The organism is Bradyrhizobium sp. 172, assembly GCF_023101065.1.
Lineage (GTDB): Bacteria > Pseudomonadota > Alphaproteobacteria > Rhizobiales > Xanthobacteraceae > Bradyrhizobium > Bradyrhizobium canariense_D.
This window is the reverse complement of sequence record NZ_CP064701.1, coordinates 6,585,670-6,597,736: the sequence shown is the minus strand read 5'-3', so window position 1 is coordinate 6,597,736 and position 12,067 is coordinate 6,585,670. Positions and strand designations below refer to the sequence as shown.

Annotated in this window: 7 protein-coding genes and 3 pseudogenes; 8 read left to right on the top strand and 2 right to left on the bottom strand. The window is 58.1% G+C overall.

Annotated features, from left to right (window positions below; translation table 11 throughout):
• Positions 1-635 precede the first annotated feature (635 nt).
• A complete protein-coding gene (locus IVB07_RS31415) occupies positions 636-1,379 on the top strand; it encodes a LuxR family transcriptional regulator (protein ID WP_247298780.1) in 744 nt (247 codons plus the stop codon).
• Between the two features lie 27 nt (positions 1,380-1,406).
• Positions 1,407-2,020, top strand: a pseudogene (locus IVB07_RS31410) (nitrogen fixation protein FixA); the annotation flags it as partial.
• A gap of 387 nt (positions 2,021-2,407) precedes the next feature.
• Here IVB07_RS31410 and IVB07_RS31405 read toward each other — a convergent pair.
• The gene (locus IVB07_RS31405) at positions 2,408-3,091 is read right to left on the bottom strand and encodes an HAD family hydrolase (RefSeq protein WP_247766840.1); all 684 of its coding nucleotides are present in this window, start codon (positions 3,089-3,091) and stop codon (positions 2,408-2,410) included.
• 2,145 nt (positions 3,092-5,236) lie between these two features.
• Here IVB07_RS31405 and IVB07_RS31400 point away from each other — a divergent pair.
• The 5 genes and pseudogenes from IVB07_RS31400 (at position 5,237) to IVB07_RS40365 (ending at position 9,130) form a co-directional block, all read left to right on the top strand.
• Positions 5,237-5,704 carry a GTP cyclohydrolase I gene (locus IVB07_RS31400; RefSeq protein ID WP_247766839.1) on the top strand — a complete coding sequence of 156 codons (468 nt, stop codon included), beginning with the start codon at positions 5,237-5,239 and terminating at the stop codon, positions 5,702-5,704.
• Positions 5,705-6,144: 440 nt separating this feature from the next.
• A pseudogene (gene queF / locus IVB07_RS31395) lies at positions 6,145-6,587 on the top strand (preQ(1) synthase); the annotation flags it as partial.
• A 471-nt stretch (positions 6,588-7,058) separates the two neighbouring features.
• The gene (locus IVB07_RS31390) at positions 7,059-7,871 is read left to right on the top strand and encodes an arylamine N-acetyltransferase (protein WP_247766838.1); all 813 of its coding nucleotides are present in this window, start codon (positions 7,059-7,061) and stop codon (positions 7,869-7,871) included.
• Positions 7,872-8,601: 730 nt separating this feature from the next.
• A pseudogene (locus IVB07_RS31385) lies at positions 8,602-8,901 on the top strand (ArdC family protein); the annotation flags it as partial.
• Between the two features lie 130 nt (positions 8,902-9,031).
• A complete protein-coding gene (locus IVB07_RS40365) occupies positions 9,032-9,130 on the top strand; it encodes a hypothetical protein (RefSeq protein ID WP_253075632.1) in 99 nt (32 codons plus the stop codon).
• Between the two features lie 204 nt (positions 9,131-9,334).
• On the opposite strand, the gene IVB07_RS31380 is transcribed toward IVB07_RS40365, so the two are convergent.
• Positions 9,335-10,891 carry an ISL3 family transposase gene (locus IVB07_RS31380; protein ID WP_247767817.1) on the bottom strand — a complete coding sequence of 519 codons (1,557 nt, stop codon included), beginning with the start codon at positions 10,889-10,891 and terminating at the stop codon, positions 9,335-9,337.
• 141 nt (positions 10,892-11,032) lie between these two features.
• On the opposite strand from IVB07_RS31380, the gene IVB07_RS31375 reads away from it, so the two are divergent.
• Positions 11,033-12,064 (top strand): IS110 family transposase, encoded by a 1,032-nt coding sequence (locus IVB07_RS31375; protein WP_247372144.1) that lies wholly within the window; start codon positions 11,033-11,035, stop codon positions 12,062-12,064.
• The last annotated feature ends 3 nt before the right edge of the window (positions 12,065-12,067 follow it).

Here is a 12,067-nt window from a genome sequence, read left to right as displayed (position 1 = left end):
GGCGCTGTCGGCTTTCCTCCTGTTGTCGCGAATTCTTCAACGCACGCGCTCGAGGCAGCTATCCCAATTCTCTCAAGTCATTGTCGTTAAACCCGATTTTTTGGAGCGGTGCAACTGGTACGACCCTTGCTGTTCTCATCCCTAGGTTCTCTCCCTTCCGGAGATGCGTATGCAAAGTGCCCTCTGCACCAAACAGAATTTCCGACTGCCGGCATATCGGGGTATCCCCCCGACGAACATCGTCTTGCACCACGAGGGCCGGTCGCGCTCAACCCTTAAGAATTGTTCGCGTCGAAGGCGTGCGACTAAGCCACCCAGACGCCGCGCATTGTTCATGCAAGGAGCCAAACTTGCGCGACGAGTCTGTTGGGCTGCTCATCGACCCGGCTATCGTCGGTGCCGGCGCGGTGAAGATCAGTTGGGGGCTGACGATGCAGATCCGTAGATCGTGCACGACCTTGGCCCACTTCTTTTCATGCTCGCCGGCAAGCCGAACATCCGCGGTGACACCGGGCTCGTTGAGCTCGGGACCGCGGAGCGGCTCGGCGACGGATTGGAACTTGCCTCCGCTTAAAACAAGCTCAATCGAGCGGCGCAATACCGACCTCTTGGGTCAGCCCGCTGAGGCGCCCAAAATGGATCTTTTCAGCTTCACCGAATGCGCGACGCGAACGCAATCGCTCCGATCGCTTTTCGAGCTTCTTGTGAGCTGTGCCAGCGACGAAGGCTTCAGCGAAGTCTCTTACGGAGCGCTCAATTTCGCAGAGCCACTTCGCCTACCGGAGTATCCGCCGCCCGCCGTGGCCGTTAAGTGGCCGCCCGAGTGGTGTGAACGATATTTTAAGCGAAAGTACCACAAAATCGATCCGGTGGTCCGGCGGACGCCGACGCTTTCGCGGCCGTTTCTGTGGGATCAACTCGCCGAGCAATATCAACTACAGCCCGACGAAAGGCGCGTACTTGATGAGGCCAGAGAGGCCGGTCTCAAGCACGGCATGAGTGTACCATTGTTTGGGCCATTGGGTCGATTATCGGTCGTATCGTTTGCATCTCGGTTCGACGATGCCGATCCTCAACATTCCAAAGGCCATCTGAACGCACTAGCCTGGCACTTTCACACCGCTTGTGTGGAGATCACACGTCCGGCGGAAGATAACTGCAATATGAGAGTTGCGCTATCACAGCGGGAATTAGATTGTCTAGGGTGGGTGGCAGAGGGCAAATCGTCTTGGGAAATCGGGAGGATATTACAAATCAGCGAGAATACGGTGAACTTTCATCTTAAGAACGCGATGCGAAAGCTGGGCGCGACCAGCCGGATCCAAGCTGTCATTGTGGCGATCCGCCTCAATCTTATTTTTGATGTCCATGCTGCGTGAGCATCTTGATGGAGGACGATTGTACCCAAGGCGCTGACATTCGGCGCCGATCGAGCCGTTCTGCTCACTGACCGGCCCTTCGCTGGTTCTGAACTCTGGTGATAACTTACGCGTTGGCGGCCGCCATCCGAAAAGTTCGTAAGGAGCATGGACCGCCGACTTCATCTTTACCGGCAAGCAAACCATCGACGGTGACACCGCCCAGGTGGGACCCGGGATTGCGAAGCGGCTTGGGATGCTACGGCTGACCTACGTCGGCAAGATCAGAGCACTAGACCTAACCGTGCGCACAATCCAAACGGAACGACGTGCCGAAGGCGGTGTCCAGGTTCTGCTTACCAGCCCGTATCTCATTACGATTCTCGAGGCCACCACCACATTCGCCGCGGCGCCATGGCCGGATGCGCTACGAGCCGCCCGCGCGCCAATCGTGAAATGGAACGCACAGGACGCGGGTCTCGAGGACCATTCCAAATGTGGTCTCGCCGACCGTGATCAAGTGAGTCTTCGCTCCCTCGGCGCGCGCTGACAAAGCGATGCTGGTGGAGGCTTCCGAGCAGCCGCCGCAAGCTTTGATCCACGCGATCTTCAAGCACCAGCCAAAGCTTGAAGCGGAAGTTGCCGCACCGGTCCGCGAGTAATCTGGGCAGCTTTGTGGGCGCTTTCAGGCATGCGCGTCGCTGCACAATTCCGAGGCTCTAACCGCTCCTGGATAAGAACTCGACGGCAGGGCCGCGGCAAGCGCGCTCCCGACCAGAGGAAATTTCTCGGCGCGGGTCTTACGTCTTAAAGACCGCAGCCCGTCTGGAAGGACCTCGACGTAGGGAATGGGTGTTAAGTCGGACTGCGTCAGGTTGCAGATTGACAAACTCGAACGGCGAAGTCCCCTATCGGCCAATACTAATTAGGCGCGCACCTTCGTTTGGGCCTCGTCCGTCCAGAGCCGATGCTTCGGCCATCAGTGTGAAGGCTTCGCTGGAGAACAGGAAGACATGGACGGTAGAGGTTTTCAGTCATGCTCTGCGTCGTTATGAGTTCTGAAAAACGCCACGCTCCTGCAGAATGGGCAGCAGCTTATGATGGTCCTCGATGAGATAATCCGGCTGCGCCGCTCGCAGACGCGTCTCGGAAACAAATCCGCCCGTAATGGCTACGCTGATCAGGCCAAGTTCGCGTGCGATATCCGTTTCGACGGGCATGTCCCCGATGATGAACGTTGAGCTGGGGTTCAGATTGTATGCTCGCATATACAGACGAAGCCGCTCTCCTTTGCTTGTGCTTTTATATTGAGTAGCGCGGCTTTCAAAAGCCAGAACCTCCGCGACACAATCGTCGATTCCATGTCTTCGTAATTGGGTAATAAGGGGATCGACTATATGGTTACTAACAATAATGCTGGGAACCTCTTGTTGACGTGCCGTTTCCAAAATGCAACGCGCGCCTTCGCGCAGTTCGGCTTTGCTCGCCAGCGGTTCGTAAGTATCGTGAAAAATAGCGCTGTCATGGTCATCGACCGTTTCGATTTCACTCTCCGACATTCCTAGATTGCGGTAAAAAACCGAAAGTGGAACATCGAAATGATCCCGAAAAGTGTGCATGTCGATGGCAGCTCGGCCGAAGCGGTCCAAAATGGTGTTCGTCGTTTGTAGCAAGGCGTCGGCGTCGTCGAGGAGAGTGCCGTTCCAATCGAATACAAGAGCAGGTTTCATCATGGCCTCATGCTGCAGACGTTTTCGTTGAGGTGAGATCGGCGATCAATCTATTTGAAGTCTCGTCTGCGCGTTTTTGCCCGCCAAGGGGGCGGCATCTCGAGCGTAAACGCAGAAAGACCGATTCCCTCATGTCCCCGCGGCAGCAAGGAAAGCAGACTTCAAAGGGCACATCAGCGTTGACCAGAGCCCCGTTCAAACAAACCGTCAAACGACGGCAGGAGGTTTTATGATTGTCAAAGGGCTGGAAGTCGGCGTCACTCTTCTCCCTGTGAGAGGGAGTGCGAACGTGTGCTATAGCTGCATGCGGCCTGGAATGCGCGTCCTGCTCAGTGAAATCAACATCTGCTAGTTTGCCTGCTGGCCGGCATAACTTTGTATGTTGAAACCGTTCTTCATGCATAGATGCGGCAACGCGGAACCCCCTCTGTGCACGGTTTTCAAGCTTCGGCACCATGTGCTTGAGCTGATCGGAAACCGGCCTTTGTGAGCGGCTTGAAGGCAACAGAAATGCGCCTGCAGCACCGGACATGCTATGTCTCCTTGACCGACGATTATGGATGTCGCCCGTTGCATGTTGTTGTTTTCCCCCCTGTACGGTTGCAGACATCCGATGTCTGGAACCGACACCGAGCGGAGGTAATCCGTCAGCTGGCGCGAAGCACATGCTTTTGCGCCTCGGCAAGCAAGGCTCGTACCAAGTCCTCTTTCGCGGGCAGGAGGCTTCGCCGAGCTTGGCAAGCGAACTGTGTGATTCGAAACAGCCGCCCTGATCCGGCTGCCTGACTTCCGACAGCGCGGCCGCCAAAAGTCAGCTTTGGTGGGCACGGTGCCTGATGGGGCTATCCCGCGGTGCTCCGCCTAGCAGCCGCAGCAAAGAGCGTTAAGCGACTGTTGCCGCGGCGGGAATGTCTTGGTCCAATCCTCAAGCGGCCAGTCCGAACCCTACGCTGAAGAACGAAAACGTTCAGTGAACTGGACCCCCACCTGAGGGACCATCGGGCCCTGTTTGCTGATTGAATTCGTGCACGCTCCGATCTCCTTGATGTCACGGAGCGAACAGCGCTGTCCGCCCTTGTTGCAGCTTTCAATTGGTAGACGCTCCGTGACGGCATCGATACGCAAAGTGAAGGCTATTGAAGCGTCACATAAATGAGGGCGTTTGTGAACGAAGCTCGTGCGATTCGGCTAGGCTTCACTGAGTGTACTTTCAGGCACATGGCGCAGACGCAAGCGAGGTCGGCAAGGGGACCGGCTCATGTTTTCACGCCGCTATGTCTGTTTTCAGCCGGGTCGTCTTGAAGACGTTAATGTCCGGTCCCCGACATCAGGGCGTAAAATGTTTCCGCGCGCGCTCGCAAAGCGCAATGGTGTTGTTCTCTTGCAGCAAGACGAAGAAGGCGGTTTTCGGCACGTTGATTGCAGCGACGGTGAAGGACGCATTTCAAAAACAGCGATCTCTCGCCGTCACCAGTCAAGAGTTCAGATGAAAGCTATCTATTCCATCAAACAACTCCGTCATTCTTCGAACGTTGGAGGCGCTACGCAGCACAATGGATGGCATCGCTCGACTGGCCATACTGCCGACACGGTGGAAGTCTCGAATTCATCCAGGATATCAAGGCCATGCGGCAGGTAATCGCAGATCGGGAGGCGACAAGCGGCCGTTCCGACGCCAGGGGCATCATGTGGACTGCCGAAATGCAGAAGCGCCCGCAGATCAACTTGTTCGCGCGAGAGCGAGGCAAAGCGCCCGGCTAGGATGTTTGATGAGCTCAACGCAAGCAACTCGTAAACGCCTGCTCGACGCAGGCGTGTCCTTTGGAATAAACGCCGATGTCGCAGAATACTTGCGGCCCGGTGAGGGTGAGATAGTACAAGCAGAAGTCGAGCAGCACTTGCAGTCTTGCTTGAGGCTTGGTTATCGACACTAGCCGCGACCACAACACGACTGCGACTGCAAAACGGATAGCCAAGATGTACGTGCGCCAGGTGTTCGTCGAGCGCTTTGAAGCTAGCCCTGCGGCTACGGAACTTGCCAAACGCGGGCTGCCTGCAAGAGACCTACGCGCTTGGCTCCATCACCGTGAGATCGGCGTGCTCGCACCACTTTGTTCCGGTCATTGGCATTTTCATTGAGGGTTTTCGATGCGCCTCCCGGACCTTTCCACACCGCAACCGACGCTCGTGATCGGCGAGCCGGGTTGCCCCGATCTCGCGGGCCTCACCGCCGCCGCCCGCCGCGCGCTTCTCTCGGCCTCGTTCGGCTCATTGCGGCCCGGCGGCTCGGGATGGTTCGGCCCCGACAAGCTCCACCGCATGTGGGTCGGCGTGCTGCCTGGTGTCGGTGATCGGTATCAGCAAAGTTGTGCGTGCGGCCAACTTGATCATGGCGCTCCGGCAATCCAAGAGGAAGCGTATTATGTTGGCAGACGAGCTCGAGGCCACATTAATCCGAAGGGGTTGGCCGTCATGGTTACGGCGCGGCACCAGTGCGTGTGGCGAGGCGTTCGCGAGACGGAAACCACTATGGTGACCAGCATCATGCGCCGTGTTTCCGCGACAGCAAAATACTGCGTAGCGAATTTCTGGCGCTCATCAAGGACTAAACCGTGACCTATGTATCACTCAAGACATACGGCCGTGAAATCGGCCTATCTGCTGCGTTTTGCCAGCGGCGCCCGCCGTCGCACCGTCGCCTGTTGGGCCAAGATGTCGCCCGTCGACAAGCCTGCCGACGTCGACAAACTACTAACCCTCAACATCGGTGGGGCGACCAAGCCAGCAATATGGATGCAATCGTTGAGCCAAGGCAGCGGAGCGGAGCACTCAGGAGGTGACTGCACGCGACTGAGCGCGTCGTCATTCAAACACGAAGTTTCTCGGCGTGCGGTAACGGGGTTGGAAGGTTCTGCGGCTTCACCCTTGCGACGATCGCGGTGGCTTCTCCGATGTCGTCGTCCACTCGAGAGCAGCGGCAGTGGATCAGGAGGACTTCATCGGCGATGCCCGGCTCGACGGCTGCACTTCCGGCGGCATGCATCAAGGAGTTGCCCGTGCCTACCACCCGGAACTTTACACAGGTCGGCGCCCACGTCGAGACGCCAGGAAGCCCAGATAAGGCGGTCCTCGAAAACGCGCCGCTCAGGCGCGGCGACGGACCGCCCGCCAACGTGCGCTGCACCTGCCCGGAATTCACCTCGGTCTGCCCGTCACCGGTCAGCCGAGTTTCATCGTAATCGACTACGCGCCCGACGAGGCACTGGTGGGCTCCAAATCACTGAAGCAGTTCAGGACTTCGTTCCGCAAACACGGCGCTTTGCATGATGAATGCACAGCGCTAGTCGGCCGACGCATTGCCAGGGCGATCAAACCACTGTGGCTGCGCGTCGGCGGTTACCGGCATCCGCGTGGCGGCATCCCGATCGACGTGTTCTGGCAGACCGGCGCGCCACCGGAGGGCGCCTGGTTGCGCGATACAGGTGTGGCGCCTTATCGCTGCCGTCGGCTGAGCAACCAAAAGAGCGACAGCCGCTCGTTAGTAGCGCAAGAGCTGCAGGTTCGTAACTACGATTCATCAAGGGTGATGTCATGTTGAACGCGGCAGAAACTGCTGGTGTAGCTGAGAGCGATTCCTCAGCTGGTAGCTGTCGCCGTTCTCTACTTAGTGATGGCGGATCGCGGGCGGCGGTGGATCTCGAAACGCGGAGCATTCGCGGCGAGGCGAGACGAGATGATTCGCAAGGCTGGAAGATCGCCGTTGCAAATCGCCGCGGACCGGGAGTCCTACGGGCTGCTCCGGCCGTGCACAAATGGCCCGTTGGCTCGATACTGGCACTGAGGCTGTCGCCGGAAGTGCTGGGGCTGTTTCATTTCTATAGGAGAGATGGCCACCTTCTACGCGTCGCCTGCGAAGTCATCGCGCTTCCGGCGGCTTAATCAAACGAGTCCAGACATCAGAGGACGTGCCATGGCATTTAAGATTGCGACCTATCTCGATCGGATCGGCCTTGCTCAAGTCCCGACAACGGTTGATGGCCTTCTTGCGCTCCAGCAGGCTCAAATGCGAGCGATCCCCTATGAGAACATTGATGTTCTGCTGGGCGATATCCCCGATCTGACTGAGAATTCGATCTGGGCCAAACTTATCGATGCCCGGCGAGGCGGCTATTGCTTCGAATTGAACAAGTTGTTTGGCTTGGCGCTCGAAGAACTCGATTTCACGGTCCGGCCAATTCTTTGCAGGGTGCGCATGGGGGCTTCGGAAGGTGGCCCACGCACACATCATGCATTGATCGTGACCATAGAGGGTTGCGACTGGCTTGCCGATGCCGGCTTTCCCGGTCCGGCACCGATTACACCGCTACGAATCGATGCGAAGGAGCAGCAAATAGTTGGCGGGGACGTGTTTCGTCTGCGGGCCGACCCGGCCAGTGGAGAGCTCGTGCTTGAACGCAAGAACGAAGATGAATGGTTCGCTCTTTTCGGCATTGACCGAGCCGTCGCCCTGCCACCCGATTTCGAGGGCGCCAACTTCATCTGCGCACGCTGGGATCGTATGCCCTTTCCATCCGTCCTCATGATGAGTGTGCTGACATCGGAGGGACGTGCAACCTTGCTTAACAAGAAGCTCAGATTGACTCGCAGCCAATTTAGGGAAACACAAACACTGGAAACGAAGATCGAACTGCAGCAGGTCTTGGCCAATGTCTTCGGGCTCCGACTGACTCAGTGCACCGTTGATTCGTTATGGGAAAAGCTTGGCTCACGTGGACTTGTATAGGAAAGAAAGTAAAGCATTCCCAGCGCGACGATAGCCTGTGCGGTCTCTTCCAAATCCCAGGGCGGGATCGTCGACTCTGTTATTGGCGATGTCGTAGTGCTTCAGGGGACGATCGAGTTGCTCTGGAATGATCCCATCGATCCGTGGCTTCAAGGGTGCCGTGCGCCTGCCGCCTTTATGTCACAGCTGGCCGGAGGGTGCGGGCTGCGGCGATCCCTCTCGTCGGAGAGGTGGTCGAATATCCTCGGCATGGTCGAGGAAGGCGGTGGCGGCCAAGCTTCGTTTCCATTGCCTGACCCGCAAGCCCCTGGCCGGAATCTAAGAATACCACCAACTAACTGAAAATTCACAATTTTATAATTTACCAAACCGAGAATACCATTAGCTACTACCAAGCCGATGTTTCACAATTTTGGTTCGAATCCGCTTCAGGTTGAACGTACGAGATCAGGAGCTATGCTCGTCAATTCCCTGTGAGTCTTGTGGGCTTACAGCAATAAGTGCTGTGACCAGCCGTGGATTCGAAGCGTACGGCACTTCGTCAGGCACCGCCGCCTTCGCTCGGCATCGAGACCGCCAATCACGGCGGGCTCGCAAGAGCGAAAGGCGATGCAATGTCCCCTCAATCAACCAGCGTCTCCACCCGGAAGGATGCTAATCCGAGATCACGTCCCAGCTTGTGGCCGCAATCGAAGCGAATCCCGACAGACCATAATTACCCTGGCGCAAATCATCGGGCGCTCTCTTCATGCCGGTCAATGTGCTGACCAAGAACGGCTATAGCAATATCGTGAGTCTCTGGGTCGCCGCCCAATTAAAGGGGTTCAGCTCGCCCGTGTGGGCCACTTACAAACAATGGTCGGAGCTTTGCGCTCAGGTTCGCGCAGGCGTGAAATCGAGCCCTGTGATCTTCTACAAGGAATTCGACGCCGAGCCCGATCCCGACGTTGCGGATGACGACGGCAAACCGCGTGTCGCCCGCGCATCGCGCGGGTGTTCAACGCGGCGCAGGTCGAGGGTTACGCCCTGAACCCAGTGCCGGAGCCTCTCGGTCCGGTCGCCCGCATCGCAGGCGCCGATGCGTTCGTGAGAGCGACGGGCGCGCGCATCGAGCACGGCGCGACCGGGCCTTTTACCGGCTCTCCACCGATAGTATCCAGATGCCTCCGGAGGAAATGTTCTGCGGCACCGAAACGCTGTCCCGCAGCGAAGGCTATTACGCCACGCTTGTCCACGAGCTGACCCGGCGCGAAACATAGGCTCGATCGCACGTTCGGTAAACGCTTCGGCAGTCAGGCCTACGCCGCCGAGGAATTGGTCGCTGAAATTCGGCGCGGCGTTCCTGTGCGCGGAGCTTCAGATCACGCAGGATGTGCGTGCCGATCACGCTCGTATCTCGCGCAGTGGCTGAAGTGTCATTCGGCTTGCAATATTGGCTCTGACGCAATTTTGGTGCATCGGGATCATGTAGCACCGATCAAGCGGGCCTGCAGAAGATCGAGCTTGGCGCGCCCGTACATCTGACGCTTGACGAGCTTGAGCTTGGTAATCTGACCCTCGGTCTGCCCGTTGGACCAAGATGTTTTAATCGCAGCGTTGATGGCGGCCTTGTCTCTGGTGACACCGTTGGCGAAGGACCCGACGAGACTTGCGCATGCTCGTTCCAGCCAAGGATCAAGATCTACGTGAGCCTTCTTGCGGATCATCGTGTGGAAAGCTGCGATGATTTCGCGCGCTTCCACCAGGAGAGGAACGCCTTGCTCGATCGCCGCGATGGTAACGGTCTCAGACTTTGATAGCGCATCGCGGCCATTAGTCATCAGGCGGGCAATGGTTCTGGCGGACGGCACGCGCTGTACACTTTGAGCATCGGGCGTTTCGGCGCGCCGATGGCGTGTCGCCCACTCTCTAACAACCCGCTCGGAGCCCCTAAAACCCAGCCTCCTGAGGCGACGCCACAAGTCGGCACTGTTGTGATGACCACTAGTCCACTGGGCATCAAGCCAAGACAGATGATGTTCGAGAGAACTCTCACGCACTCTGAATACATCCGTTCGCTGACCTCGGAGCACCTTGCGGACGAGGCCTCGGCTATGTCCCGTAAGTCGTACGATCTCCTTTATGGAGACGCCCGTCTCCGCCTGTCTGAGGATTGCCGCGTTGGTATCCTCACGCCGTAGATAGCCCTCGTACTGGATCCGCTCCGCAGCCGTCAGCAAGGCAGGATTTATTGTGGCGGAGCCGACCGCCACACGAACCTGGCGCATTGATTTGCGGACCGCATCGAGAAATGCGTGGCTGGCATTCTCCATCAAATGCCAGCGGTCAGCGACCTGGGTGGCCTGCGGAAGCGCCTTGGCTACAGCAAGGGCGTAACCACCGCCGCGATCGCGCGCGACGACAGCAATTTGCGGCTGCCCCGAGAGCCAGGCCTGTGCAGTAGCTGGCTCTCTGTCGGGTAACAGGGCGATCGGTCGTCGCCGCTCGAGGTCGCAGATGATTGTTCCGTACCGCTGATTGCGCCGCCATGCCCAGTCATCGATACCGATCACGCTCGGCGCAGCATAGGGCTGGCAACCGCGCCTTCGCACCACCCGAAGCAATGTATCGTTGCTCACGGGCAGCATAAGTCGGCGAGCGAAACTCGCGGCCGGGCGGCCACCCAGGGCGAGCCCAAGGTGATGGACGAGCAGATCGAGCCGGGCCGTTCGCCGCGCCCACGGCGCCAGAGCCGCGTCATCGAACCGCTCGGTGAAAATACGTCGCCCGCACATAACAGTGACGCAGCGGAAGCGGCGCGCCACGACCACCAGGCGAACCGGCCGCCCCGCCAGCGGCAGATCGGTGAGGCATCGCTGATATCGGCTATGAATCCGCCCAGAACTGGCTCCGCATCCGGGACAGAGACTCTTGTCGCTCGTGGGACGGACGGTGATCACGGTCGTGGCGCCATCACAGACGGCGCTCTCCACGTCAAACCCAGGAGGGATCAGGGCCGACGGTCGCAGGACACGCTGCATCATGTTGATTCCTTTGTGAAACCAACGCGAGCCGGCGCTTGAACTTCATCAAAAGTGATGGTGTGGAACGGCCCTTCGAACCGGCATCAAAAGTGCCTAACGTGGTCGCGTAGAGAGGCGCCACAAAGGAAGGACCGTTCCATGGAGAAGATTATCACGGTGGGTTTGGATTTGGCCAAGTCGATCTTTCAAGTTCACGGCATCGCCGAAAACGGGAAAGTCTTGGTTCGTCGTACATTGCGGCGATCGCAGGTTCTGCCCTTCTTTCGGAGCCTTCCAGCTTGTTTGGTTGGTATGGAGGCCTGTGCGAGTGCCCATCACTGGGCACGCGAGATCGCGGCGCTGGGCCACGCTGTCCGCATGATGCCGCCAGCCTACGTGAAGCCTTACGTCAAACGAAACAAGACCGACGTGGCGGATGCTGAAGCCATTTGTGAGGCGGTCACCCGCCCGACAATGCGGTTCGTACCGCTGAAGACTGCCGAACAACAAGCGGCCAGCATGATTTTGCGAACGCGAGAGCTGCTGATGAGGCAGCGCAGCCAGACTGCAAATGCCCTACGTGCTCATATGGCCGAATTGGGCATTATCGCCGGCACAGGCATGGCAAGCATCGCAAAACTCCTGGTGCTTCTCCGGGATGAAAAAGACAATAGGATCCCCGGCGCCGCCCGCTTTGCCCTGATCCTGTTCGCTGAACAGATTGAGCTGCTTACAACCCGCATAGAGAAGCTCGACAGAGAGATTTTGGTTGCCGTCAGAAAGGACCCCGATGCAAAGCGTCTGATGAGCATTCCGGGTGTCGGTCCTCTCATCGCCGCTACCGTTCGGACGTCGGTTTTGGACGCTCGCAATTTTGCGACTGCACGAGATTTTGCGGCTTGGACGGGGCTCACACCGAGGGCACAGTCGAGCGGCGGAAAAGAAAGGCTCGGCGCGATATCAAAGCGTGGAAATCGGCAACTACGGACGCTCTTGATCGTTGGTGCGACCTCTATCATCAAGCTTGCTAAACGAGGCTTGAAAGTCCCACTCTGGATTCGGACCATGCTGCAAAGACGGCCGGTCAAGGTCGTATCGGTCGCGCTCGCCAATAAGATTGCGCGCACGATCTGGGCCTTGCTGGTCAGAGGCGGCATCTATCAGGCGCCGGCCGCAATGCTGAAATCCTAATCT